At 67.9% G+C, this 24000-nt stretch carries 25 protein-coding genes; 18 read left to right on the forward strand and 7 right to left on the reverse strand.

Annotation, left to right across the window (positions count from 1 at the left end):
- Positions 1-263: 263 nt before the first annotated feature.
- The gene (locus tag F3J10_RS17615; protein WP_025100540.1) at positions 264-1040 is read right to left on the reverse strand and encodes an enoyl-CoA hydratase; all 777 of its coding nucleotides are present in this window, start codon (positions 1038-1040) and stop codon (positions 264-266) included.
- A 138-nt stretch (positions 1041-1178) separates the two neighbouring features.
- Between F3J10_RS17615 and paaN the strand changes: the two genes are divergently transcribed.
- The 4 genes from paaN to paaK all read left to right on the forward strand — a co-directional run bounded on the left by paaN (position 1179) and on the right by paaK (position 5585).
- Positions 1179-2873, forward strand: coding sequence for a phenylacetic acid degradation protein PaaN (paaN, locus tag F3J10_RS17620; RefSeq protein WP_167242639.1), 1695 nt, complete (start codon positions 1179-1181; stop codon positions 2871-2873).
- 94 nt (positions 2874-2967) lie between these two features.
- The gene (paaG, locus tag F3J10_RS17625; RefSeq protein ID WP_167242628.1) at positions 2968-3759 is read left to right on the forward strand and encodes a 2-(1,2-epoxy-1,2-dihydrophenyl)acetyl-CoA isomerase PaaG; all 792 of its coding nucleotides are present in this window, start codon (positions 2968-2970) and stop codon (positions 3757-3759) included.
- A gap of 1 nt (position 3760) precedes the next feature.
- The gene (paaI, locus tag F3J10_RS17630) at positions 3761-4237 is read left to right on the forward strand and encodes a hydroxyphenylacetyl-CoA thioesterase PaaI (RefSeq protein ID WP_167242629.1); all 477 of its coding nucleotides are present in this window, start codon (positions 3761-3763) and stop codon (positions 4235-4237) included.
- A gap of 52 nt (positions 4238-4289) precedes the next feature.
- Entirely contained in the window at positions 4290-5585 is a 1296-nt protein-coding gene (gene paaK, locus F3J10_RS17635) for a phenylacetate--CoA ligase PaaK (protein ID WP_167242630.1), read from the forward strand.
- A gap of 55 nt (positions 5586-5640) precedes the next feature.
- On the opposite strand, the gene F3J10_RS17640 is transcribed toward paaK, so the two are convergent.
- Positions 5641-6870, reverse strand: coding sequence for an MltA domain-containing protein (locus F3J10_RS17640; RefSeq protein WP_167242631.1), 1230 nt, complete (start codon positions 6868-6870; stop codon positions 5641-5643).
- Positions 6871-6958: 88 nt separating this feature from the next.
- Positions 6959-7333, reverse strand: coding sequence for a Co2+/Mg2+ efflux protein ApaG (apaG, locus tag F3J10_RS17645; RefSeq protein WP_013696530.1), 375 nt, complete (start codon positions 7331-7333; stop codon positions 6959-6961).
- Between apaG and F3J10_RS36670 the strand changes: the two genes are divergently transcribed.
- From F3J10_RS36670 to F3J10_RS17685, 9 genes are all read left to right on the forward strand, one after another.
- The gene (locus F3J10_RS36670) at positions 7259-7519 is read left to right on the forward strand and encodes a hypothetical protein (protein WP_080959746.1); all 261 of its coding nucleotides are present in this window, start codon (positions 7259-7261) and stop codon (positions 7517-7519) included. The genes apaG and F3J10_RS36670 overlap by 75 nt on opposite strands.
- Positions 7516-8202, forward strand: a complete 687-nt coding sequence (gene rpe, locus F3J10_RS17650) for a ribulose-phosphate 3-epimerase (protein WP_013696529.1) — start codon at positions 7516-7518, stop codon at positions 8200-8202. Before F3J10_RS36670 ends, rpe begins: the two co-directional genes overlap by 4 nt.
- Before the next feature lie 4 nt (positions 8203-8206).
- Positions 8207-8923, forward strand: a complete 717-nt coding sequence (locus F3J10_RS17655) for a phosphoglycolate phosphatase (protein WP_167242632.1) — start codon at positions 8207-8209, stop codon at positions 8921-8923.
- 353 nt (positions 8924-9276) lie between these two features.
- The gene (gene trpE, locus F3J10_RS17660; RefSeq protein ID WP_166915431.1) at positions 9277-10770 is read left to right on the forward strand and encodes an anthranilate synthase component I; all 1494 of its coding nucleotides are present in this window, start codon (positions 9277-9279) and stop codon (positions 10768-10770) included.
- 13 nt (positions 10771-10783) lie between these two features.
- Positions 10784-11374 carry an aminodeoxychorismate/anthranilate synthase component II gene (locus F3J10_RS17665; protein ID WP_025100549.1) on the forward strand — a complete coding sequence of 197 codons (591 nt, stop codon included), beginning with the start codon at positions 10784-10786 and terminating at the stop codon, positions 11372-11374.
- A gap of 11 nt (positions 11375-11385) precedes the next feature.
- Positions 11386-12417, forward strand: a complete 1032-nt coding sequence (trpD, locus tag F3J10_RS17670) for an anthranilate phosphoribosyltransferase (RefSeq protein ID WP_025100550.1) — start codon at positions 11386-11388, stop codon at positions 12415-12417.
- 78 nt (positions 12418-12495) lie between these two features.
- Complete coding sequence (gene trpC / locus F3J10_RS17675; RefSeq protein ID WP_167233323.1) at positions 12496-13281, forward strand: indole-3-glycerol phosphate synthase TrpC; 786 nt, start codon at positions 12496-12498, stop codon at positions 13279-13281.
- A gap of 11 nt (positions 13282-13292) precedes the next feature.
- The gene (locus F3J10_RS17680; RefSeq protein WP_167242633.1) at positions 13293-13919 is read left to right on the forward strand and encodes a CYTH domain-containing protein; all 627 of its coding nucleotides are present in this window, start codon (positions 13293-13295) and stop codon (positions 13917-13919) included.
- A 3-nt stretch (positions 13920-13922) separates the two neighbouring features.
- The gene (locus F3J10_RS17685) at positions 13923-14783 is read left to right on the forward strand and encodes a uracil-DNA glycosylase (RefSeq protein WP_167242634.1); all 861 of its coding nucleotides are present in this window, start codon (positions 13923-13925) and stop codon (positions 14781-14783) included.
- Between the two features lie 134 nt (positions 14784-14917).
- Here F3J10_RS17685 and F3J10_RS17690 read toward each other — a convergent pair whose 3' ends face one another.
- The 4 genes from F3J10_RS17690 to F3J10_RS17705 form a co-directional block, all read right to left on the reverse strand.
- Positions 14918-15517 (reverse strand): NAD(P)H-dependent oxidoreductase, encoded by a 600-nt coding sequence (locus tag F3J10_RS17690; protein ID WP_025100554.1) that lies wholly within the window; start codon positions 15515-15517, stop codon positions 14918-14920.
- A gap of 144 nt (positions 15518-15661) precedes the next feature.
- Positions 15662-17452, reverse strand: a complete 1791-nt coding sequence (locus F3J10_RS17695) for a PDZ domain-containing protein (protein WP_166915437.1) — start codon at positions 17450-17452, stop codon at positions 15662-15664.
- A gap of 166 nt (positions 17453-17618) precedes the next feature.
- The gene (locus F3J10_RS17700) at positions 17619-18344 is read right to left on the reverse strand and encodes a DsbC family protein (protein ID WP_013696519.1); all 726 of its coding nucleotides are present in this window, start codon (positions 18342-18344) and stop codon (positions 17619-17621) included.
- 169 nt (positions 18345-18513) lie between these two features.
- A complete protein-coding gene (locus tag F3J10_RS17705) occupies positions 18514-19695 on the reverse strand; it encodes a UbiH/UbiF family hydroxylase (protein ID WP_105829844.1) in 1182 nt (393 codons plus the stop codon).
- Between the two features lie 500 nt (positions 19696-20195).
- Between F3J10_RS17705 and F3J10_RS36540 the strand changes: the two genes are divergently transcribed.
- The 5 genes from F3J10_RS36540 to F3J10_RS17725 all read left to right on the forward strand — a co-directional run bounded on the left by F3J10_RS36540 (position 20196) and on the right by F3J10_RS17725 (position 23985).
- Positions 20196-20318, forward strand: a complete 123-nt coding sequence (locus F3J10_RS36540; protein WP_036030550.1) for a hypothetical protein — start codon at positions 20196-20198, stop codon at positions 20316-20318.
- A gap of 129 nt (positions 20319-20447) precedes the next feature.
- Positions 20448-20813 carry a hypothetical protein gene (locus tag F3J10_RS17710; RefSeq protein ID WP_025100557.1) on the forward strand — a complete coding sequence of 122 codons (366 nt, stop codon included), beginning with the start codon at positions 20448-20450 and terminating at the stop codon, positions 20811-20813.
- Positions 20814-21206: 393 nt separating this feature from the next.
- On the forward strand, positions 21207-22301 hold the full coding sequence (ychF, locus tag F3J10_RS17715) for a redox-regulated ATPase YchF (protein WP_025100558.1): 1095 nt from the start codon (positions 21207-21209) through the stop codon (positions 22299-22301).
- Positions 22302-22497: 196 nt separating this feature from the next.
- On the forward strand, positions 22498-23538 hold the full coding sequence (locus F3J10_RS17720) for a PDDEXK nuclease domain-containing protein (protein WP_105829842.1): 1041 nt from the start codon (positions 22498-22500) through the stop codon (positions 23536-23538).
- A 48-nt stretch (positions 23539-23586) separates the two neighbouring features.
- Complete coding sequence (locus F3J10_RS17725; RefSeq protein WP_025100560.1) at positions 23587-23985, forward strand: nucleotide pyrophosphohydrolase; 399 nt, start codon at positions 23587-23589, stop codon at positions 23983-23985.
- Positions 23986-24000: the final 15 nt, after the last annotated feature.

A 24000-nucleotide genomic window follows, 5' to 3' on the forward strand; every position in this document is an offset into this window, starting at 1 on the left:
CACTTCGTCGATCACTTCTCAGCTAAACGAATCAGCGGCCAACTGCTCAGGCGCTCGACTCATCCAACCTTGCTTCCTCTTTCGTGCCGCGTTTCCGTTAGCGCGAAAGAGGCGTGATTCTAAGCAGCCCATCGCCTTCGTGCAAGCGTTTTCGCAAAGAAAATGCATGAAGGGCGCCGCTTGCGCGGCGCCCTTCATGGCAAGCCTTTGATCGCAAAAGGAAACACGCAAAAACGAGACGATCCACTCGTCGCCCGAAGCGCTCAGCGATGCTTGAACACCGGCTTGCGCTTCTCCACGAACGCCGCCATTCCCTCCTTCTGGTCCTCGGTGGCGAACGTCGAATGGAACAGGCGCCGCTCGAAAGTCACGCCTTCCGCCAGCGTCGTCTCGTACGCACGATTCACCGACTCCTTCACCATCATCACGGCCGGCAGGGAGAACTCGGAAATCGTCGCGGCCGCGGCCAGTGCATCGTCGAGCAGCGACGCCGCCGGCACCACGCGCGACACCAGCCCGGCCCGCTCAGCCTCCTCCGCCTCCATGAAGCGCGCGGTCAGGCACATGTCCATCGCCTTGGCCTTCGACACCGCGCGCGGCAGGCGCTGCGTGCCGCCCGCGCCCGGCATCACGCCGAGCCGAATCTCGGGCTGCCCGAACTTCGCCGTGTCGGCGGCGATGATGATGTCGCACATCATCGCCAGCTCACAGCCACCGCCCAGCGCGAACCCCGCCACCGCCGCGATGATCGGCTTGCGGATCTGCCGGATCGTCTCCCAGTTGCGCGTGATGTAGTCGCCCTTGTAGGCATCCATATAGGAGTAGTTCGCCATCATCCCGATGTCGGCGCCGGCCGCGAACGCCTTCTCGCTGCCGGTCAGCACGATCGCCCCGATCCCCTCGTCGGCGTCGAAGGCCTTCAGTGCCGCGCCGAGCTCGTCCATCAGCGCATCGTTGAGCGCGTTGAGCGCCTTCGGACGATGCAGCGTGATCAGGCCGACACGCCCCCGGGTCTCCACCAGGATGTTCTGGTAATCCATCGATTTCTCCTCGATCAAAGAAACGCCACTCACCGCGCACACGCGCGGAGAACAATGCTAACATTTAGCCGACCAACCGGTCGGTTAATTAATTGCGCCAGTACGACCGACTCCTCCACATCCCATCAGGCCGACGTCATGACCCACCCCTTGTTCTCGAAGCACGAAGCCACCTTGCAACAAGCGCTGTCAGCCATCGAAACCCGTGCCTACTGGAGCCCGTTCGCGGAAATGCCGAGTCCCAAAGTGTACGGGGAAAGCGCGGCAGCGGACGGCGAGGCGAGCTTCCGCGCCCAGCTCGACAAACCCTTCGAACTCGACCAACCGGCCTCGGGCGGCAAGCTCGGCGCCGAGGTGTCGCCGTTCGGCTTTCCGCTCGGGATCCGTTACCCGCAAGCCTCGCCCGACGAACTGATCGCGGCAGCCGCTGCCGCCCAGGCAGGATGGCGCGCCGCCGGACCGAGCGCCTGGATCGGCGTGAGCCTCGAGATCCTGGCCCGGCTCAACCGCGCCAGCTTCGAGATCGCCAATGCGGTGATGCATACCACCGGGCAAGCCTTCATGATGGCCTTCCAGGCCGGCGGCCCGCACGCCCAGGATCGCGCGCTGGAGGCCGTCGCCTACGCCTGGGACGCGCTGCGCCGAATTCCGGCCGAGGCGCACTGGGAAAAACCGCAAGGCAAGAACCCGCCGCTCGCGATGCACAAGCGCTACACGATCGTGCCGCGCGGCACCGGCCTGGTACTCGGTTGCTGCACCTTCCCGACCTGGAACGGCTACCCCGGCCTGTTCGCCGATCTCGCCACCGGCAACACGGTAATCGTCAAGCCTCACCCGGGCGCGATCCTGCCGCTCGCGATCACCGTGAGGATCGCCCGCGAAGTCCTGCGCGAGGCCGGCTTCGATCCGAACATCGTCACCCTGCTCGCCACCGATCCCGATGACGGCGCCCTGGTCCAGTCGCTGGCCGTGCGCCCCGAGATCCGCCTGATCGACTTCACCGGCAGCACCAGGAACGGCGACTGGCTGGAGCGTCATGCCCACCAGGCCCAGGTGTATACGGAGAAGGCCGGCGTCAACCAGATCGTGATCGACTCGACCGACGACCTGAAGGCAGCGGCACGCAATATCGCGTTCTCGCTCGCGCTCTATTCCGGCCAGATGTGCACCGCGCCGCAGAATATCTATGTGCCGCGCGACGGCATCCAGACGCCCGAGGGCCGCATCGGCTTCGACGAAGTCGCGCAGGCGATCGCCGGCGCAGTGCAGAAGCTGTGTGTCGATCCGGCGCGCGCGGTCGAGCTGCTGGGGGCGATCCAGAACGACGGCGTGACCACCCGCATCGACGAGGCACGCGGACTCGGCAAGATACTGGTCGACAGCCAGACACTCGAACATCCGGCATATCCGCAGGCCCGCGTACGCACACCGTTGCTGATCCAGCTGGACGCCAGCGAGCGCGGCAGCTACACGCGCGAGTGGTTCGGCCCGATCGCCTTCGTGATCGCCACCGATTCGACCGCGCAGTCGCTCGACCTGGCCGGCGGCATCGCGGCCGAGTGCGGCGCGCTCACGCTCTCGGTCTACAGCACGGACGAGAAGATCATCGACGGCGCCCACCAGGCGGCGATCCGCGGCGGCGTCGCCCTCTCGATCAACCTGACGGGCGGCGTGTTCGTGAACCAGTCCGCGGCGTTCTCGGATTTCCACGGCACCGGCGCGAACCCGGCCGCGAATGCGGCGCTGGCCGACACGGCCTTCGTCGCCAACCGCTTCCGGGTGGTGCAGAGCCGCGTGCACGTCGCGCCGCGCGCAGAAACCAGCGCCGCCTGAAACCGCACCCCCATAGATAGAAGAATTCCGCCGTCCAGCCGCATCCGGGCCGGTGCCAGCCACCGGCCATCCGCCTTACCGGAGGAGACACCCGATGCCGTATGACACGATCCGCCTCGCGTTCGACGCGGCCAGCCAGGTCGCGACGATCACGCTCAATCGTCCCGACAAGCTCAACAGCTTCACGCGCGCGATGCACGCCGAGCTAGCCGCGGCCATCGACGAAACCGAGGCCAGCCACGCGCGCGCGCTGATCCTCACCGGCGCCGGCCGCGGCTTCTGCGCCGGCCAGGATCTCGCCGACCTCGACTTCACGCCCGGCGCGCCAACCGACCTGGGCGCGCTGATCGACCAGCACTTCAATCCCCTCGTGCGTCGCCTGCAGGCGCTGCCGCTGCCCGTGATCGCCGCCGTCAACGGCATCGCGGCCGGCGCCGGCGCGAACCTCGCGCTCGCCTGCGACCTGGTGCTGGCCGCCAGATCGGCCAGCTTCATCCAGTCCTTCGTGAAGATCGGCCTGGTGCCCGACTCGGGCGGCACCTGGTTCCTGCCGCAGCGGGTCGGCTTCGCGCGGGCGCTCGGGCTCGCGCTGACGGGCGACAAGCTCGGCGCCGAGCAGGCCGCCGACTGGGGCATGATCTGGCGCGCCGTCGACGACGAGGCGCTGGCGGCCACCGCCACCACGCTGGCGACCGAACTCGCCCGCCAGCCGACCCGCGCGATCGCCGCCATCAAGCAAGCGATGCGCGCCGGCATGAGCCAGCCGCTCGACGCGCAGCTCGACCTCGAACGCGACCTGCAGCGCGAGCTCGGGCAGTCGCACGATTACGCGGAAGGCGTGGCCGCCTTCATCGCCAAGCGCGCACCGCGCTTCGAGGGGCGCTGAGATGGATGCAACCACGCCCGCCGCTGCCGATACCCCAGCCGAGGCCGGCGCCCTCGCCCGCGCCTCGGCCGACGCGATGTACGCCGCTGATGCCTGCACGCGCGCGCTCGGCATCGAACTCGTCGAGATCGGCCCCGGCCACGCGCGGATGCGCATGACGGTCCGGCCGGAATTCCTCAACGGCCATCACACCTGCCACGGCGGCCTGATCTTCACGCTGGCCGACTCGACCTTCGCGTTCGCCTGCAATTCGCGCAACCTGAACACGGTGGCGGCCGGCTGCTCGATCGAATTCCTGCGTCCCGTGTTCGAGAACGAGGTGCTGACGGCGGAGGCTGTCGAGCAGGCCCTGGCCGGCCGGCACGGCATCTACGATATCCGCGTGACGAACCGGGCCGGCGAAACGGTGGCGATGTTTCGCGGCAAGTCGGCCCGCATCGCCGGCAACGTGATCCCCTCTGACGGCCCCGGCACCTGAGCGGGCCGCGAGCCACCCGAGCGAACCACAATAAAGACGCATGGAGACATCGATGAACGCCCCCCTTCCGCTCGAGCCGATCGAGACCGCCAGTCGCGACGAACTCCAGGCGCTGCAGCTCGAACGCCTGAAATGGTCACTCGGCCACGCCTACCAGCACTCGCCCGTCTATCGCCGCAAGTTCGACGAGGCCGGCGTGCATCCCGACCAGTTGACGACGCTCGCCGATCTCTCGCGCTTCCCGTTCACGACCAAGAGCGACCTGCGCGACAACTACCCGTTCGGCATGTTCGCGGTGCCGCAGGAGCGGATCTCGCGGATCCACGCCTCATCGGGCACCACCGGCAAGCCGACCGTGGTCGGCTACACCGCGCGCGACATCGACACCTGGGCCAACCTGGTGGCGCGCTCGATCCGCGCGGCGGGCGCGCGCCGAGGCGACAAGGTGCATGTCAGCTACGGCTACGGCCTGTTCACGGGCGGCCTGGGCGCGCATTACGGCGCCGAGCGCGCGGGGCTGACGGTGATTCCCTTCGGCGGCGGCCAGACCGAGAAGCAGGTGCAGCTGATCCAGGACTTCCGGCCCGACATCATCATGGTCACGCCCAGCTACATGCTGTCGATCGCCGACGAGATGGAACGGCAGGGGCTGGACCCGCGCGCCTCGTCGCTACGGATCGGCATCTTCGGCGCGGAGCCCTGGACCAACGAGATGCGCGCGGCGATCGAGCAGCGCATGGGCATCGACGCGGTCGACATCTATGGCCTGTCGGAGGTGATCGGCCCGGGCGTCGCCTCGGAATGCGCCGCAACCAAGGACGGCCCGACCATCTGGGAAGATCACTTCTACCCCGAGATCATCGATCCGCTGACGGGCGAGGTCCTGCCCGACGGCGAGCTCGGCGAACTGGTGTTCACTTCGCTGACCAAGGAGGCGCTGCCGATCGTGCGCTACCGCACGCGCGACCTGAGCCGGCTGTTGCCCGGCACGGCGCGCGGCATGCGGCGCATGGAGAAGATCACCGGTCGCTCGGACGACATGATGATCATCCGCGGCGTGAACGTGTTCCCGACGCAGATCGAGGAGCAGTTGCTCAAGCAGGCCGTGCTGGCGCCGCATTACCAGATCGTGCTGACCCGGGAAGGGCCGCTCGACGTGATGACGCTGAACGTCGAGCCCTGCCCGCACCGGAATGCGGCCACGACCCTGCTCGACGCGGCCGGCCAGGCGCTGGCCTACGACATCAAGGCCCTGATCGGCGTCACGGCGATCGTCAAGGTGCTGCCGGTCAACGGCATCGAGCGTTCGGTGGGGAAGGCGCGGCGCGTGGTGGACAAGCGCCGCTGAAGGAAGGGATATCGCCGGGGTTCACGCAGGACGGGGGCCGGCGCCCCCGCATTGCTCAGGAATTCGGCAGCAGCAGCCACATCCGCCCGACCTGCTTCATCCGGCCGGCCAGGTCGCCCGCATCGTCGCCGAGCCCCCAGAAGTAGTCGGCGCGCACGCCGCCCTTGATCGCCGAGCCCGTGTCCTGCGCGAACACCAGCCGGTTCATCGGCGTATTGGTGAGCGGCCGCGTGGTCTGCAGGAATACCGGCGTGCCCAGCGGAATGAAGGAAGGATCGACGGCGATCGAGCGCTCCGCCGTGAGCGGCACGCCGAGCGCGCCGATCGGGCCGTCCGCGCCGCCGTTCGGCGCGCCTTCGCTGGACGGCATCTCGCGGAAGAACACGAAGCGCGGATTGGTGTCGAGCAGGGCGTCCACGCGCGAGGGATTGGCGCGCGCCCAGGCCTTGATGCCCTGCATGGTGGCCTGCCCGGCGCTCAACTCGCCGCGATCGAGCAGCCATTTGCCGATCGAGCGATAGGGCTGGTTGTTGGTGCCGCCGAAACCGACCCGCATCACGCTGCCGTCGTCCATCACCACGCGCCCCGAGCCCTGCACCTGCAGGAAGAAGGCTTCGATCGGATCGTCGACCCACACCAATTCGTTGCCGTTCAGCACGCCCGAGCGCTCGAGCTGGGCGCGTGCCGGCATGGCGCCGCCCGCCCGATAGCCGGCCGGCCAGCGATACAGCGCGGTCTGGTAGGGCCCGCGCCGCACGCGCGAGCCGCGCAGCAGCGGCTCGTAATAGCCGGTCACCAGGCCATCGAGCGTGCCGTCGGTATTGGAGAACTGATAGGGCGTGAAATACGTCTCGAAGAAGCTGCGCGCGCCGGTGATGTCGAGATCGTCGATCCGCTCGGCGGCCTCGCAGGCGCGGCGCCAGTTGGCGGCGCGCGCGAGCCGCGTGCAGTTCTGGCGCAGCGCGATGGTCGCGCCGATCAGGGTATCGTCGTCCCAGCCCGGCACCTGCCGCCAGGCCACCGGCGTGAGCCGCTCGGCGGCCACCTGGCCCGGCACGATGGGCGCGCCGGTGGGCGGCTTCGCGGCATGCCGCACCGGGGCGCTGCCGCAGGCGGCCAGCAGCGCCGCCGTCGCGATCGCGGCGGCCCAGGCGGCCAGCCGCGGCCCGAACCGCCTACAATGTTCGTACTTGATGGAAACCGCCATGTCTGATCTGTTCGACGAATACCCGATGCTGATCTTCGCGCTGGAATCGCTGCTGGCGCTCGGCCTGCTGATCTTCATCGTGCTCTGGACCGCATCCGGCAAGAAGAAGGCCCGCTCGCGCCCCGACGATCCGCCGCGCCGCCCGTAAGCACGCCGCGCCGCGCCCTCAGTGCAGCGTGCGCGGCATGTGCAGCGCGAATTCGGCGACCGGCGCCTCGAAGCGCTCGCCGTCCTCGGCCACGCAGAAATACGCGCCGCGCATGGTGCCCACGGGCGTGGCGATCACCGCCCAGCTGGTGTACTCGAATTGCTCGCCCGGCTTGAGCAGCGGCTGGTGGCCGACCACGCCGAGTCCCTTCACTTCCTGGACCTTCTGTTCGCTGTCCGTGATGACCCAGTGCCGCGCGATCAACTGCGAGGCCACCTGACCGGTGTTGACGATCGTCAGCGTGTACGCGAATGCGTATTGACGGCGTTCCGGGTCGGATTGTTCCGGCAGATACGCCGTTTTCACCGACACGCTGAATTCATACTGGCTCATGGCAATCCCGCTTCGAAGGTCGACCGGCGCCCACGATCCGGCGCCGCGCGGGCAGCCGCCTGGGCGACCCGCACTGGTTCGGCATTCTGCTTGATGCGGCCCCCGCCCGCAACCGCGCGGCCTGCCGGGGCCGCCCGCGGCGGTAGAATGGCGCTTTTGCATAAGCACGTCCCCCTACCGCCATGACGCAATTCCGTATCGCTCCCAGCATCCTGTCGGCCGACTTCGCCCGTCTCGGCGAGGAAGTCCGCAACGTGGTCGCCGCCGGCGCCGACTGGATCCACTTCGACGTGATGGACAACCATTACGTCCCGAACCTGACGATCGGCCCGCTGGTCTGCGAGGCGATCCGCCCGCACGTGCAGGTGCCGATCGACGTGCACCTGATGGTGCGCCCGGTCGACCGGATCGTCCCCGATTTCGCCAAGGCCGGCGCCAACGTGATCAGCTTCCACCCGGAAGGCTCGGATCACATCGACCGCACCCTGTCGCTGATCAGGGACCACGGCTGCAAGGCCGGCCTGGTGTTCAACCCGGCCACGCCGCTGCACTACCTCGACCACGTGATGGATCGCCTCGACCTGATCCTGATCATGTCGGTGAACCCGGGCTTCGGCGGCCAGTCCTTCATTCCCGAGGCGCTGCGCAAGATCCGCGAGGCGCGCGCCAAGATCGACGCCTATCGCGAGCGCACCGGCCGCGAGATCCACCTGGAAGTGGACGGCGGCGTGAAGGTCGACAACATCGCCGAGATCGCGGCAGCCGGCGCGGACACCTTCGTGGCCGGCTCGGCGATCTTCGGCAAGCCCGACTACAAGGCGGTGATCGACGAGATGCGCACGGCCCTGGCCGGCGTCGCGAAGGGCTGAGGCGATGAGCGCGTCGATCCGTTTCGCCTCGCCGCGGCTGGCTGCCGCCCTGATCGATCTCGACGGCACCATGATCGATACCGTCGACGACTTCACGGCCGCCCTCAACGCGATGCTGGCGCGGATCGGCGCGCCCGGCACGCAGCGCGACGAGGTCATGCACTACGTCGGCAAGGGCTCGGAAAACCTGATCGCCCAGGTGCTCAAGCCGCGCCTGGCCGAAGCCGAGGCGCAGGCGCGCTTCGACGAGGCGCTGGCGATCTACCAGGCCGAGTACGCCACCATCAACGGCCGCCACACGCGGCTCTACCCCGACGTCGAGGCCGGCCTGGCCGCGATGCGCGCGGCCGGCCTGGCGCTGGCCTGCGTCACCAACAAGCCGTATCGCTTCGCGCTCGAGTTGCTCGCGCAGTACCGGCTCGACGGCTATTTCGGCGTGGTGCTCGGCGGCGACAGCCTGCCCCGCAAGAAGCCCGATCCGCTGCCGATGCTGACCGCCTGCCAGCGGCTGGACGTCGAACCGGCGCTGGCGGTGGCGATCGGCGACTCCGAAAACGACGCGCTGGCGGGCCGCGCGGCGGGCCTGGCGACGCTGACGGTGCCCTATGGCTACAACCACGGCAAAGCTATACAAACGATAAATTCGGATGGTATAGTCGATTCGCTGCTCGAGGCGGCGCAGGTCATTACCGCGCACAACGCCGTCGAGCGAACCCTCTGATTTATTCTTCCATCCGCATGTTTCTGAACAAAAAACGGAGTCTGAGCAGCATCGACCGGGGAGCCTGGCCCTGGCGTCGCTGGTCGCGCTAACCTCGCTCCCGAGGTTCGCCGAAGCCTGTCTTCGGCATCCGTTTTTTGTTTTGCTGCGCGATTCGCGCCTCGTCACTCGATTGTCCATGCCCTGCCCTCGCCCCGAACGCCTCGCGTCCGGGCGCCGGGAACGCGCATCGGTCGCTCGCACGACGATGGTGCAAGCCGGTCAGGCCCTGACCGCAACCCGCCCCCGGCCCGCCGCGCAGCGACCGCGATTCTCCCGGCATGCCCTGCCGCTCGTCCCCACAGGACCGGAACATGACTGAACTCGAATTCCAATCGCTCGCGAATCAAGGCTACAACCGCATCCCGCTGATCGCGGAAGCGCTCGCCGACCTCGAAACCCCGCTCTCGCTGTACCTCAAGCTGGCGCAGTCCGAGCGCGGCGGCGCCAATTCCTTCCTGCTCGAATCGGTGGTCGGCGGCGAACGCTTCGGCCGCTACTCGTTCATCGGCCTGCCGGCCCGCACCCTGGTGCGCACCAGCAAGGGCGTCTCCGAGGTGGTCACCGACGGGAAGGTGGTGGAGACGCACGAAGGCGACCCGTTCACCTTCATCGAGCAATTCCAGGCACGTTTCAAGGTGGCCCAGCGCCCCGGCCTGCCGCGCTTCTGCGGCGGCCTGGCCGGCTACTTCGGCTACGACGCGGTGCGCTACATCGAGAAGAAGCTGGCCGACACGGCACCGCCCGACGACCTGCACCTGCCCGACATCCAACTGCTGCTGAGCGAGGAAGTCGCCGTGATCGACAACCTGGCCGGCAAGCTCTACCTGATCATCTACGCCGACCCGTCGCGCCCCGAGGCCTATCCGCGCGCCAAGCAGCGCCTGCGCGAGCTCAAGCAGCGCCTGCACTCGACGGTGCAACCGCCGGTGACCTCGCCGAGCGTGCGCACCGAAACCTTCCGCGAATTCAAGAAGGACGACTACCTGGCCGCCGTGCTCAAGGCCAAGGAATACATCGCCGAGGGCGAGCTGATGCAGATCCAGGTCGGCCAGCGCCTGACCAAGCCCTATCGCGACAATCCCCTCTCGCTGTACCGCGCGCTGCGTTCGCTGAACCCCTCGCCGTACATGTACTACTACAACTTCGGCGAATTCCACGTGGTGGGCGCCTCGCCCGAGATCCTGGTGCGCCAGGAAAAGCGCGGCGAGGACCAGATCGTCACGATCCGCCCGCTGGCCGGCACGCGCACGCGCGGCAACACGCCGGAGCGCGACGCCGCGCTCGCCACCGAGCTGCTCAACGACCCGAAGGAAATCGCCGAGCACGTGATGCTGATCGACCTGGCGCGCAACGACGTGGGCCGCATCGCCACCACCGGCTCGGTCGCCGTGACCGACAAGATGGTGATCGAGAAGTACTCGCACGTGCAGCACATCGTCAGCTCGGTGGAAGGCAAGCTCAAGCCCGGCATGACCAACTACGACGTGCTGCGCGCCACCTTCCCGGCCGGCACGCTGTCGGGCGCGCCCAAGGTGCGCGCCATGGAGCTGATCGACGAGCTCGAGCCGGTCAAGCGCGGCCTGTACGGCGGCGCGGTCGGCTACCTGTCGTTCTCGGGCGAGATGGACCTGGCCATCGCGATCCGCACCGGCCTGATCCACAACGGCAATCTCTACGTGCAGGCCGCGGCCGGCGTGGTGGCCGACTCGGTGCCCGAATCCGAATGGCAGGAAACCGAGAACAAGGCGCGCGCCGTGCTGCGTGCGGCGGAACAGGTGCAGGACGGCCTCGACAGCGACTTCTGAACGGAGACTGACCATGCTGCTGATGATCGACAACTACGATTCGTTTACCTACAACCTGGTCCAGTACTTCGGCGAACTCGGCGAAGACGTGCGGACCTATCGCAACGACGAGATCACGCTCGCGCAGATCGCCGAGCTCGATCCCGAGGCGATCTGCCTGTCGCCTGGCCCGAGCAACCCGCAGCACGCGGGCATCACGCTCGAGGTGCTGCGCGAGTTCGCGGGCAAGAAGCCGATCCTGGGCGTGTGCCTCGGCCACCAGGCGATCGGCGAGGCCTTCGGCGGCCGCGTGATCCGCGCCAAGACCATCATGCACGGCAAGGTGAGCCGCATCGAGACCGACGGCCGCGGCGTGTTCGCCGACCTGCCCCGGCACTTCGACGTGACGCGCTACCACTCGCTGGCGATCGAGCGCGAGACGCTGCCCGAGTGCCTGGAGATCTCGGCCTGGACCGAGGACGGGGAGATCATGGGCGTGCGCCACAAGACGCTGCCGATCGAGGGCGTGCAGTTCCACCCCGAATCGATTCTCTCCGAGCACGGCCACGCGCAGTTGCAGAACTTCCTGAAGCAGGCGCGCGCGAGCGCGGCCCAACCGGCATGAGCGGGGATGCGATGACGATTACCCCGCAGGAAGCGCTGCAGCGCACGATCGAGCACCGCGAGATCTTCCACGACGAGATGCTGCACCTGATGCGGATGATCATGCGGGGCGACATGTCGCCCGTGATGGCCGCCGCGATCATCACCGGCCTGCGCGTGAAGAAGGAGACGATCGGCGAGATCGCCGCGGCCGCCACCGTGATGCGCGAATTCGCGCGCCACGTCGAGGTGGCCGACAACTCGAACTTCGTCGATATCGTCGGCACCGGCGGCGACGGCTCGCACACCTTCAATATCTCGACCGCGACCATGTTCGTGTCGGCCGCGGCCGGCGCCAAGGTGGCCAAGCACGGCAACCGCAGCGTCTCGAGCAAGTCAGGCAGCGCCGACGTGCTCGACGCGCTCGGCGTCAACATCGATCTCGCTCCCGAACAGGTGGCGGCCTCCATCGAGGCCACCGGGATGGGCTTCATGTACGCGCCGAACCATCATCCGGCGATGAAGAACATCGCGCCAGTGCGCCGCGAGCTCGGCGTGCGGACCCTGTTCAACATCCTCGGGCCGCTGACCAACCCGGCCGGCGCGCCCAACCAGCTGATGGGCGTGTTCCACCCCGACCTGGTCGGCATCCAGGTACGCGTGATGCAGCGGCTCGGCGCCGAGCACGTGCTGGTGGTCTACGGCAAGGACGGCATGGACGAGGTCTCGCTCGGCGCGGCCACCCTGGTGGGCGAGCTGCGCGACGGCAAGGTCACCGAATACGAGATCCATCCCGAGGATTTCGGCCTGCAGATGGTGTCGAACCGCACGCTGAAGGTCGAGAATGCCGACGAGTCGCGCGTGATGCTGCTCGAGGCGCTCGACAACAAGCCCGGCGTGGCGCGCGAGATCGTCACGCTGAACGCGGGCACCGCGCTCTACGCGGCCAATATCGCGCCCTCGATCGCCGAGGGCATCGGTCTCGCGCGCGAGGCCATCGCCAGCGGCGCGGCGCGCGCCAAGGTCGACGAGCTGGTACGCTTCACCAGTCAGTTTCCGCGCTGAACCCCTGCGTGCCGACCGGCCAGCCGGTCGGCCAATCCACCCGGATCCCGGTCCGAACCCCATTCCGTCGGATTTGCCATGAGTGACATCCTCAACCGAATCATCGGCGTCAAGCGCGAGGAAATCGCCGCCGCGCTGCAGAGCACGCCGCTCGAAGCCCTCAAGCTGGAAGCCGAAACCCGCGATCTGCGCGACTTCGTCGGCGCGCTGCGCGCCAGGCACGCGGCCGGCCAGTCCGCCGTGATCGCCGAGGTGAAGAAGGCCAGCCCCTCCAAGGGCGTGCTGCGCGAGCATTTCGTGCCGGCCGAGATCGCCGCCTCGTATGCGCAGCACGGCGCGGCCTGCCTGTCGGTGCTGACCGACGAGCAGTTCTTCCAGGGCAGCGCGCGTTATCTCGAGGAAGCCCGCGCGGCCTGCGAGCTGCCGGTGCTGCGCAAGGACTTCATCGTCGACGCCTACCAGGTGCTCGAAGCGCGTGCGATGGGCGCCGACGCGATCCTGCTGATCGCCGCCGCGCTCGACACGCCGCAGATGCAGGACCTGGAAGCCTATGCGCATTCGCTGGGCCTGGCGGTGCTGGTCGAGGTGCATGACCGCGACGAGATGAACGAGGCGCTCACGCTGAAGACGCCGCTGATCGGCATCAACAACCGCAACCTGCGCACTTTCGAGACCACCATCGAGACCACGCTGGGCATGCTCGACATGGTGCCGGCCGATCGCATCGTGGTGACCGAATCGGGCATCCTCGCGCGCGCCGACGTGGAACGCATGAAGGCGGCCGACGTGCACTGCTTCCTGGTCGGCGAGGCCTTCATGCGCGCCGAGCAACCGGGCGAGGAACTCGCCCGGATGTTCTTCTGACGCGTATCGCGATGGCCATCGAAACCGAAATCAAGCTGGCGCTGCCGGCCGGCGCGCAGGGCGCGGCCCGCAGCGCGCTGGACGCCTGCGCCGGCGCGGCGGGCCGCGAGATCCATCTCGCCAACGTCTATTACGACACGCCCGACCTCGCCCTGGCACGGGCCAAGAGCGCCATTCGCGTGCGCCTCGCGCCGCAAGGCTGGCTGCAGACCTTCAAGACGGTCGGTTCGGCCGAACAGGGCCTGCACACGCGCCACGAATGGGAGCTGCCGGTAGCCGGCGATGCGCTGGAGATCGACGCGCTGCTGGCCGTCTGCGACGTGCCGGCCGCGGCCGACGCGCTGCGCGCGGCCGCGCCGCGGCTGGTCGCGCTGTTCCGCACCGATTTCGCGCGCACGCTCTGGCGCATCGTCCGTGACGGCAGCACCGTCGAGGCGGGGCTCGATCTCGGCGAGATCATCGCCGAGATGGACGGCGACACGCGTCGCGCGCCGATCCGCGAGATCGAACTCGAATTGATCGAGGGCGACGAGGCCGTGCTGCACACGCTCGCGAACGAACTCAAGGCCGCGCTGCCGGGCCTCGCGCCCGACGACCAGAGCAAGGCGCAGCGCGGCTACCGCCTGCGCGACGCCTGAACCATGGCGAGCCGTTCCCCCTCCCGCGCCAAGCCGGGCGCCGTCTCGCAAGCGTCATTGTTCGACGAACCGGCCACGTCCACGCCCGGCGACACCGAAACCGCCGCGATCGCGGCGGATGTCGGCGCCGGCGCGGCACCGGCGGCGCTGCCGCTCGAGGCGCAGTTCGAGGCCCTGCCCACCGCATGGCGCGAGCTGCTCGCGCCCTTCGTGTCGAGCGACGCCTACGCCCCGCTGTGCCGCTTCGTCGACGCCGAACGCGCGGCCGGCAAGACGATCTACCCGGCCGACGTGTTCCGCGCGCTGCGCCTGACCTCGCCCGACGAGGTCCGCGTGGTGATCCTCGGCCAGGACCCGTATCATGGCGACGATCGCGGCACGCCGCAGGCTCACGGCCTGGCCTTCTCGGTGCCGCCGGCGGTACGCCCACCGCCTTCGCTGCGCAATATCTTCAAGGAAATCGCCGCGAACTTCGGGCACGACACGCCGAAGCACGGTTGTCTCGACTCCTGGGCGCGCCAGGGCGTGCTGCTGCTCAATACCGTACTGACGGTCGAGCAAGGCGCGGCCGCGAGCCACGCGAAACGCGGCTGGGAGCCCTGCACCGATACGCTGATCCGCGAACTGGCGCGCCGCCATCGCGCCCTGGTGTTCATGCTGTGGGGCGCGCACGCGCAGGCCAAGCGCGCGCTGTTCGATACCAGCGCGCATTGTGTGCTCGAGTCGCCGCATCCCTCGCCGCTGTCCGCGCACCGCGGCTTCCTCGGCAACCGGCATTTCGCGCTGGCCAACGACTACCTGACCGAGCACGGCAAGGCACCGATCGACTGGCGGCTACCCGCCGAGGCCGTCACGCTGGCCTGAAGCCGGGCCACGCCCGATCCGCCCGCCGCAAACGAAACAGCCCGACCGGCCTATGCCGATCGGGCTGTTTTCATTCGAGGCAGCAGCCGAAGCGCGCGCCGGGGGGGGCGCGGCGCACGCTCCGGAAAGCCGCCTCAGGCTGCCGCGGCGATCGCTTCGCGGGCTGCCGCCAGCGCGGCCGTTTCCGCGTCCGGGCCCATGTTCAGGCCTTCGGCGTGGATGAAGTTGACGTCGGTCATGCCCAGGAAGCCCAGGAAGGTCTTCAGGTACGGCGTCTGCGTGTCGTTCGGCGTGCCGAGGTACTTGCCTCCGCGGGCCGAGACCACGAACACTTTCTTGCCCGTGACCAGGCCTTCCGGGCCGTTCGCGGTGTAACGGAAGGTCACGCCGGCGCGGGCGATCCAGTCGAAATAGGTCTTCAGCTGCGAGGAGATGCCGAAGTTGTAGAGCGGTGCGGCGATCACGACGATGTCGGCGGCCTGCAGTTCGGCGACCAGTTCGTCGCTCTTCGCGACGATCGCGTTCTGCTCGGCGCTGCGTTGTTCGGCCGGCGTGAAGAAGGCGCCGAGCACGGCGTCGTCGAGGTGCGGCTGCGCGTTCGCGAGCAGGTTGCGCACCACCACCTTGGCGCCCGGGTTGGACTGGGCCAGCTTGGCGGTCAGTTCGTCGGACAGTTGGGTCGAGCGGGCGCCTTGCGAGCGGGCGGCGGAATTGATTTGCAGGATGGTCGTCATGTCGGGCTCCGTTGGGTTTGCGCTGGAAGCAGCGCGAGTGGGGCCCATTGTGCGGATCCCCCCCGACATGAAAAAGCGGGCCGCCGGCGACGGATTGTTGCAACAGCGGGACAATCCGCCGCGACCCATCGCCGGTTTACCGTGCTACAGCCCGAGCCAGGCGTTCTGCCAGGCACGCCGCGCGGCCGGCTTGTCGGCCGCCGCCAGCTTGTAGCGCACCACGTCGGGCGCGTCGAGCCGCAGCGTGGTGGTGCGCAACTCGTCGCGGCGGAAGGCATGGGCTTCGACCCTGTCACCAGGGCGGTAGCGCGCCAGCAGCCCCTCCAGGTTACTGCCCGTCACGCGCAAACCGTCCAGCGCGACCAGCACGTCGCCGGCCGACAGCCCGGCCCGATGCGCGGCACCGCCTTCGTGCACCACCGCCAGCGTGCAATCGCCGCCACCGCGTACGCGCGCACCGATCGAGGGTTTCGCGCCGGGGCCCGCCTCGGGCGAGAGCGACACGCCGAACGGCTCGAACAGCTCGGCCAGCGGCAGGTCGCGCGTGCCCGAGACGGCATCGTCGAACAAGCGGCCCAGGTCGACGCCGGTCGCCTCGACGATCAGCGCGGCCACCTCGCCCTCGGCCACGCCTCGCGGCTGGCCTTGATAGAAGTCGCGGCCGTAGCGCGTCCAGAGCAGGCGCATCAGGTCGTCCAGCGACTTGCGATTGCGCGTCGCGGCGCGAATCGCCAGGTCGAAGCTCAGCGCCACCAGCGAACCCTTGGTGTAGTAGCTGACGATCGCATTCGAGGCGTTCTCGTCCTGGCGGTAGTACTTGACCCAGGCATCGAACGAGCTTTCCGCCACGCTCTGTCTGGTGCGGCCCGCGCCGCGCAGCACGCCGCCGACGGTGCGGCCCAGCGCGGCCAGGTATTCCTCGCGGCTCATCAGGCCGCTGCGCACCAGCATCAGGTCGTCGTAGTAGGAGGTGAAGCCCTCGAACAGCCACAGCAGCGAGGTGTAGTTCTCCTGCTTCAGGTCGTAGGGCACGAAGGCGGCCGGCTTGATCCGCTTCACGTTCCAGGTGTGGAAATACTCGTGGCTGCACAGGCCCAGGTAGGTGCGGTAGCCCTCGCTGGTTTCCGGGCGGCCCTTCACCGGCAGGTCGGTGCGGTTGCAGATCAGCGCCGTCGAGGCACGATGCTCGAGGCCGCCGTAACCGTCGCTGACGGCCTGCGTCATGAACACGTAGCGCGCCATCGGCGCCTTCTTCGTGCGTGGCTCGAACAGCGCGATCTGCGCCTCGCAGACGCGCTTCAGGTCCGCGCACAGACGCTCCATGTCGAGCCGCGCGACGCGGCCGGCGATCACCACGTCGTGCGGCACGCCATGCGCGTCGAAGCTCGCCAGCGCGAATTCGCCGAGCGTGACGGGATGGTCGATCAGTTCGTCGTAGTTGTCGGCCTCGTAGTCGCCGAACGCGTAGCGCCGCGTGCCGCGCGCCTCGCGCAGCGCCGTCGCCACGCGCCAGCGGCGCGCCGTCTCGCCCTCGGGCTTGCCGATCGCCACCACGCAGGGCGCCGCCTCCTGCCCTTCGACGGCCAGGAACACGCTGGTGCCGTTGAAGAAGCCGCCGGTATCGTCGAGATGCGCGGCGCGCACCGAGAGGTCCCAGGCATAGACCTCGTAGCGCAGCGTCAGCGGCCCCTCGACCGGCGCGGCCTGCCAGCTGTGCTTGTCGGCCTTGGCGATGCGGACCTTGCGGCCGGCCTCGTTGAAGGCGCGCAGCGTGACGATGTTGCGCGCGAATTCCCGCACCATGTAGCTGCCCGGGATCCACACCGGCAGCATGAAGCGCTGGCCGGCCGGGTCCGGCTCGGCGACGCTCAGCGTGACTTCGAACAGGTGGGCGGCGGGGTCCTTGGGGACGATGGAATAGCGGATCGGGGTCATCGGGGGCATCGGCAAAGGTTGGCGAAACGGGCCGGCAACAAAACGGTTCGTGAAGCGGGCTGTGAAGCAGGTTGTGCAGCGGGTTGTGAAGCGGGTTCGAGATGCGAAAAAGGCGCCAGACGAATGCCGGCGCCTCTTGCTGGTTCGGGCGATCAGGCCCGGCGCGTCACTTGACGGCGGCCAGCGCGCTGTTGAGCTGGTCGGCGGATACCGCGCCCGGCAGGCGCGTGCCGTCCGCCAGGATGATGGTGGGCGTGCCCGTCACGTTCAGGCCGCGGCCCAGCGCCAGGTTCTTGTCGAGCGCAGAGGTATCGCAGTTGCCGGCGCCGCTCGGCGGCTGGTGGCCGACCATCCAGTTCTCCCAGCTCTTGGCGCGATCCGAGGCGCACCAGATCGCCTTCGACTTGACCGTCGAATCGGGCGTCAGCACCGGGTAGAGGAAGGTATAGACGGTGATGTTGTCCATCGACTGCAGCGTCGATTCGAAGCGCTTGCAGTAGGGGCAGTTCGGATCCGAGAACACCGCGATCTTGCGCGCGCCGTTGCCCTTCACGTACTTGATCGCGTTGTTGAGCGGCAGGCTGGCGAAATCGACCTTGTTGATCTCGGCCATGCGCGCCTCGGTCAGGTTCTTGCGCGTCTTGGTGTCGACCAGGTCGCCGAGCAGGACGTAATCGCCCGCCGCGTCGCTGTAGACGATTTGCGACCCGAGATTCACTTCGTAGAGGCCCGGGATCGGCGACTTCTCGATGCTCTTGACGGTCGCGTCGCCCAGGCGCGCCTGCAGCGTGGTCTTCAGCTTGTCGGTGGTCTGGTCAGCCTGCGCGGTGCATCCCAGCGTGGCGGCGGCGGTCGCCAGCACGAGCGCGGCGATGCGGACTGTGGTTTTCATTCACTCTTCCTTGGGGGTCTGTCGGAGCACGTCCGTTAGTGTACGACGGTGGGCGAACCCTGTCCGACAGGCCTGCGCCGGATTGGTTCGTCACGAAATCAGGATCGGAATCGGCTCGCGGCGCCGGTGATGGCTGCGCACCGGCGCCGCGAGCCAGCCGCGGCGGCGCTCAGCCGAGCGCCGAGGCGACCAGCCAGCGCTTGACGAAGGGCTGCGCGCCGACCAGCGCCATGCCGGTGTTGCGGGCCACGCGCGCCAGCGTGCCGGGCAGCGCGAACAGCCGCTGCAGGCCGTCGGTGGCCGCCATCAGCGCGCGGATGTCCTCGCGGCGCGAGCGCTCGTAGCGGCGCAGCAGCACGGTGTCGCCCAGATCGCGGAAGGCTTCGCGCGAGGCAACGGCATCGGCCAGCGCGGCCACGTCGCGCAACCCGAGATTCATGCCCTGCCCGGCCAGCGGGTGGATCAGGTGGGCGGCATCGCCGACCAGGGCCACGCGCGGCGCGATCAGCCGGTCGACGGTCTGCAGCGCCAGCGGGAAACCCTGGGCCGGCGTCACGCAATCGAGCGCGCCGAGCTGGCGATGCGTGACGCGTTCGACCTCGGCCGCCAGTTGCGCCGGATCGAGCGCCAGCAGTTCGTCGGCATGCGCCGTGTGCGCCGACCAGACCAGCGAGACGTGGCCGTCGGGCAGCGGCAGCAGGGCGACGATCTCGCCGTCGCGGAACCACTGCCAGGCGGTTTCGCGGTGCGGCTCGGCGGCCTTGAAATTGGCGACCACGCCGGTCTGGCGATAGTCGCGCCGCTTGACCTTGGCGCCCATCTGGGAACGCACCCAGGAATGCGCGCCGTCGGCACCCACCACCAGGTCGGCCGAGATCACCTCGCCGTTGGCGAGCGACAGCGTGGCGCGCTCGGGCGTGATGTCGAGCCCCTGGGCACGCGTGTCGATCCAGCTCAGGTTCGGCTGGAAGCGCAGCGCCGCATCCAGCGCCCGCTCGACCAGCGAGGATTCGCCGATCCAGGCCAGTTGCGGCACCGCGGCCTGGAAGGCCGAGAAATGCAGCTCCGCCTGGGCGTCGCCGTAGACGCGCATGTCGTAGACGGGCGCGAGCCGCGTGTGCTCGAGCGCCTGCCAGACGCGCAGGCGTTCGAGCAGGGCCTGGGAGCTGGCCGACAACGCGTAGACGCGCGCGTCGAACGCCGTGTCGGCCGCGCGCGGCGCGGCGGGCTGCGCGAGCAGCGCCGTCTTGAGGCCGGCCTGGGTCATGGCGAGCGCCGCGGTCTTGCCGACAAGGCCGCCGCCGACCACGGCCACGTCGAAGGTCTGAGGATGGGCAGTCATGGCGCGCATTATAGCTGCGGGGCCGTTTTTTCCATGTGGCACGGGCTTGCGGAAGATCAGCGCGAACCGGGGTTCGGCGGCGATCTCCAGCGACTCGCCGAGGCTGCGGGACGACCGCGCCGAGCGGCACGACCAAGCGCGGCATGGCAGCGGAGAAAACTGTCGCGTGCGACCGACACGGACAAACCCTGCCCGTGATCGCCACCCGGGTTCCGCGGCCCTTGCCGCCGCGCTCGATCGCCAGTCCGACGCCCCCTTCCGGCACTGAACGAGCCGGCGCTTGGGCGCTGCGAATCCACCGTGCCGAGCTTCCCGCCCCCGCCTTTTTCGCGCCCTCCACAAGTCGCGGCGATCCGAACCCATTTCATCCGTAACCGCCCCCGCGATCGCCCCGTGAGGCACGGCCCGCAAGCATTACAGCCCACACGTTTCCTTACAAACGCATACCGCTTGTCATGCCCGGCGCCGCTACAGTCGGCTCCATTGATGAACCAAAGGGAAACGCCATCATGAAACTCAAACGCATCGCCCTCCTCGCCTCGCTCGCCGTGCTGCTCGGCTCCACTCTCGGCGGCTGCATCGTGGTGCCGGACGGCGGCTACCACCACCATCGCGACTACTATCGCTACTGATCCGCCGCGCGCGAGTCCGGGCGATTCCGGGCTTGCGTGAAATCGTCCATGGCGTGCTATTGTTGATTCGTCGGCCCCGCGTATCACCGGTGACGGAAAGCGACTCTCAACCCCATCTCGAGCATGGCCATGAGCGACGTACACCCCAACCTCACCCAACACGACCGCGTCGAGCTGCTGTGCTGGCTCACCGTCGGAAATCTCGGCGCGTTCTACCTGAACGAATCGTGGCCTGCGGCATCCTTCCAGGTGCAGGCCGCGCACAAGTGGCTCGACCGCCACCTGCGCGAGGCCGATTGGCTCTGCATCGCCAAGCTCGCCGCCGTCGCGCTCGACATCGCCAGGAAGCACGGCGACTTCGTCGAGAAGGCCTGGGCGCGCGACGCCGTCGAGGAAATCATCGATACCGAGGAGCTCGACACGCAGTCGCGGCTCGTCGCGCTGGTGATGGAAGACTGCCGAGCGGCGCTGGCCGACCGACGCGTCGCCGACTGACGGGCGGCGCGCTCGCCAGGAACGGCGAATTCCCGGGGCGGCGACGCTCCGGTCGTTCGACCGCCGGCGCAGCCTGTCGATGCTGGCGTCCGCGGCTCCCGCCGTAACCGGGCTTGCCCTCGCCTCGCCCGCCCCTGGTCGGCAGGTGCCCCGCCACCGCGCCGCCGTTTCCGTGCCGCGCAGGCGCCGCCGTCCCTCCCGCTTGAAATCCCCCGATCCGAACGCGATACAATTGCGCCTTTCGCGGGCAGCATCCGCGCGAAACCGCCGGCTCCAGCGCCCGGTCGCGCCGCCTGCCGCCCCGCCCCGGTTCCGTCTTGCGCGGCCGATCGGCCCGAAGCTGCCGGGCGCGCCCCGCGCGAGCACACAACATCTGATCCAGAAAGGTTTCCCATGAGCCTCAAATGCGGCATCGTCGGCCTGCCGAACGTCGGCAAGTCCACCCTGTTCAACGCGCTGACCAAGGCCGGCATCGCCGCCGAGAACTACCCGTTCTGCACCATCGAGCCGAACGTCGGCATCGTCGAGGTGCCGGATGCGCGCCTGAAGGCGATCTCGGCGATCGTCAATCCCGAGCGGATCGTGCCGGCGGTGGTCGAGTTCGTCGACATCGCGGGCCTGGTGGCCGGCGCCAGCAAGGGCGAAGGCCTCGGCAACCAGTTCCTCGCCAACATCCGCGAAACCGACGCGATCACCCACGTGGTGCGCTGCTTCGAGGACGAGAACGTGATCCACGTGGCCGGCCGCGTGAACCCGCTCGACGACATCGAGGTGATCAACACCGAGCTGGCGCTGGCCGACCTGGGCACCGTCGAGAAGGCGCTCACGCGCTACTCGAAGGCCGCCAAGTCGGGCAACGACAAGGAAGCGGTCAAGCTGGCCGCCGCGCTCGAGAAGGTGCGCGCCCACCTCGACCAGGGCAAGGCCGTGCGCGGCCTGGACCTGTCCGAGGACGAGCTCGCGATCCTCAAGCCGTTCTGCCTGATCACCGCCAAGCCGGCGATGTACGTGGCCAACGTCAAGGACGACGGCTTCGAGAACAATCCTCACCTGGACGCCGTGCGCAAGTACGCCGAGGCCGAGAAGTCGCCGGTGGTGGCGGTGTGCGCCGCGATCGAGGCCGAGATCGCCGATCTCGACGATGCCGACAAGGAAGCCTTCCTGGCCGACATGGGCATGGACGAGCCGGGCCTGGACCGCGTGATCCGCGCCGGCTTCAAGCTGCTCGGCCTGCAGACCTATTTCACCGCCGGCGTGAAGGAAGTGCGCGCCTGGACCATCCATATCGGCGACACCGCCCCGCAGGCGGCCGGCGTGATCCACACCGATTTCGAGCGCGGCTTCATCCGCGCGCAGACCATCGGCTACGAGGACTACATCGCCTACAAGGGCGAGCAGGGCGCGAAGGAAGCCGGCAAGATGCGCGCCGAAGGCAAGGAATACGTGGTGCACGACGGCGACGTGATGAACTTCCTGTTCAACGTCTGAGGCATGGTAGAAATCTGACGATTTATCCTGACCGCGGGAGCGGTCGAATTCGACGAGCGCTCCAGTCGACCCGCGAAATCCAGGGTATTTCGGATCAGGCAGAGGCATCTGCATCCAACCGTGGAGCCGCCTCTCTCCACTACGGAGTCCATAGTCGGCTGTTGGTCGCGATCGAGGCCACCAGCGGGGAGTCGACATGAGCGAAAAGCCCGTGTCTCTCGCCCCAGTCCCGGAAGGCTACGCCAACTGGCTGGGTGAGTTGAAGAGCCGCATTCATCGTGCCCAGCAACGGGCAGCACTGGCCGTCAACCGGGAACTGGTGCTGCTCTACTGGCAAATTGGCCGTGACATCCTGCAACGGCAAGCAGAGCAGGGTTGGGGGGCCAAGGTCATCGAACGGCTGGCGCACGATCTCCGAACGGCCTTCCCCGATATGAAGGGATTCTCCCGCGCGAACCTGATGTACATGCGCTCGTTCGCCGATGCCTGGCCGGACGCGACAATTGTCCAACAGGCTGTTGGACAATTGCCCTGGGGCCACAACCTGGTATTGCTGGCCAGGCTGAAACAACCTGAGCAACGACTCGCTTACGCTCGACGAGCCATCGAGCAAGGCTGGTCGCGTGCCACGCTGGAAATCCATATCGAATCCCGCCTGTTGGAGCGGGAGGGCCAGGCAATCACCAACTTCGCCGATCGTCTAGCCGCGCCGGGGACCGACCTGGCACGGCAGTCCCTCAAGGATCCTTACCTTTTCGATTTCCTGGATATCGGCCAGGAGGCCAACGAACGCGAAATCGAGGCGGCACTGGTCAAGCACATCACCCAGTTTCTTCTCGAGTTGGGCGCAGGCTTTGCCTTTGTCGGCCGCCAGGTTCATCTGGAAGTTGGCGGTGATGATTTCTTCATCGACCTGCTGTTCTACCACCTCAAGCTGCACTGCTATGTAGTGGTCGAGCTGAAAGCCGAGAAGTTCAAACCGGAGCACCTTGGTCAACTGAGTTTCTACCTGACCGCCATGGATATGCAGGTCAAGGCAGAGCAGGATAATCCGACCATCGGCCTGCTGCTGTGCAAGAGTAAAAACACCGTGGTGGCTGAATATGCGCTTCGCGACAAGACTCAGCCCATCGGCGTGGCGGAATACCAATTGATCGAATCCCTGCCTGCGGAACTGCAAACCAGCCTGCCCAGCATCGAGCAGATCGAGCGTGAGCTAGGTGGTGGGCAAGATTAAGTACTCCATCGCCAACACGCCCCCGAGGAAACTGCAAGGAGCCCAGCCGTGAACGACCAGAACGAGCGCGACAGCCTGCTGACGGCACGCGACATCCTTCGTGAATTCGTCGCCGAGCGCGGCTGGTCCAGGTTTCACACGCCGAAGAACCTCGCCACGGCCTTGAGCGTCGAGGCGAGCGAATTGCTCGAGCCGTTCCAGTGGCTGAATTCGGGCGAGGCCGCCGAACTCGGCGAAGCCGGCCTGCAGGCGGTGCGCCACGAGATGGCCGATGTGCTGGCCTACCTGGTCCAGCTCGCCGATCAGCTGGACATTGACCTGCGCGCGGCCTTCCTGGAAAAGATGGTGATCAATCGCCAGAAATACCCGGCGGAGAAGGTATTCGGCGATTCACGCAAGTATTCCGACTACGAAGACGACCACGGCAACTCAGCGCCGCCTGCCTGAAAACCCCGCCGCGCT

The organism is Burkholderia sp. Cy-637 (genome assembly GCF_011753175.1).
Lineage (GTDB): Bacteria > Pseudomonadota > Gammaproteobacteria > Burkholderiales > Burkholderiaceae > Burkholderia > Burkholderia gladioli.

Coding starts and splice junctions, on each gene's coding strand:
- F3J10_RS17615 (WP_025100540.1), bottom strand. CDS start 1,040: ATGGATTACCAGAACATCCTGGTGGAGACCCGGGGGCGTGTCGGCCTG.
- paaN (WP_167242639.1), top strand. CDS start 1,179: ATGACCCACCCCTTGTTCTCGAAGCACGAAGCCACCTTGCAACAAGCG.
- paaG (WP_167242628.1), top strand. CDS start 2,968: ATGCCGTATGACACGATCCGCCTCGCGTTCGACGCGGCCAGCCAGGTC.
- paaI (WP_167242629.1), top strand. CDS start 3,761: ATGGATGCAACCACGCCCGCCGCTGCCGATACCCCAGCCGAGGCCGGC.
- paaK (WP_167242630.1), top strand. CDS start 4,290: ATGAACGCCCCCCTTCCGCTCGAGCCGATCGAGACCGCCAGTCGCGAC.
- F3J10_RS17640 (WP_167242631.1), bottom strand. CDS start 6,870: ATGAAGATCAGCAGGCCGAGCGCCAGCAGCGATTCCAGCGCGAAGATC.
- apaG (WP_013696530.1), bottom strand. CDS start 7,333: ATGAGCCAGTATGAATTCAGCGTGTCGGTGAAAACGGCGTATCTGCCG.
- rpe (WP_013696529.1), top strand. CDS start 7,516: ATGACGCAATTCCGTATCGCTCCCAGCATCCTGTCGGCCGACTTCGCC.
- F3J10_RS17655 (WP_167242632.1), top strand. CDS start 8,207: ATGAGCGCGTCGATCCGTTTCGCCTCGCCGCGGCTGGCTGCCGCCCTG.
- trpE (WP_166915431.1), top strand. CDS start 9,277: ATGACTGAACTCGAATTCCAATCGCTCGCGAATCAAGGCTACAACCGC.
- F3J10_RS17665 (WP_025100549.1), top strand. CDS start 10,784: ATGCTGCTGATGATCGACAACTACGATTCGTTTACCTACAACCTGGTC.
- trpD (WP_025100550.1), top strand. CDS start 11,386: ATGACGATTACCCCGCAGGAAGCGCTGCAGCGCACGATCGAGCACCGC.
- trpC (WP_167233323.1), top strand. CDS start 12,496: ATGAGTGACATCCTCAACCGAATCATCGGCGTCAAGCGCGAGGAAATC.
- F3J10_RS17680 (WP_167242633.1), top strand. CDS start 13,293: ATGGCCATCGAAACCGAAATCAAGCTGGCGCTGCCGGCCGGCGCGCAG.
- F3J10_RS17685 (WP_167242634.1), top strand. CDS start 13,923: ATGGCGAGCCGTTCCCCCTCCCGCGCCAAGCCGGGCGCCGTCTCGCAA.
- F3J10_RS17690 (WP_025100554.1), bottom strand. CDS start 15,517: ATGACGACCATCCTGCAAATCAATTCCGCCGCCCGCTCGCAAGGCGCC.
- F3J10_RS17695 (WP_166915437.1), bottom strand. CDS start 17,452: ATGACCCCGATCCGCTATTCCATCGTCCCCAAGGACCCCGCCGCCCAC.
- F3J10_RS17700 (WP_013696519.1), bottom strand. CDS start 18,344: ATGAAAACCACAGTCCGCATCGCCGCGCTCGTGCTGGCGACCGCCGCC.
- F3J10_RS17705 (WP_105829844.1), bottom strand. CDS start 19,695: ATGCGCGCCATGACTGCCCATCCTCAGACCTTCGACGTGGCCGTGGTC.
- F3J10_RS36540 (WP_036030550.1), top strand. CDS start 20,196: ATGAAACTCAAACGCATCGCCCTCCTCGCCTCGCTCGCCGTGCTGCTC.
- F3J10_RS17710 (WP_025100557.1), top strand. CDS start 20,448: ATGAGCGACGTACACCCCAACCTCACCCAACACGACCGCGTCGAGCTG.
- ychF (WP_025100558.1), top strand. CDS start 21,207: ATGAGCCTCAAATGCGGCATCGTCGGCCTGCCGAACGTCGGCAAGTCC.
- F3J10_RS17720 (WP_105829842.1), top strand. CDS start 22,498: ATGAGCGAAAAGCCCGTGTCTCTCGCCCCAGTCCCGGAAGGCTACGCC.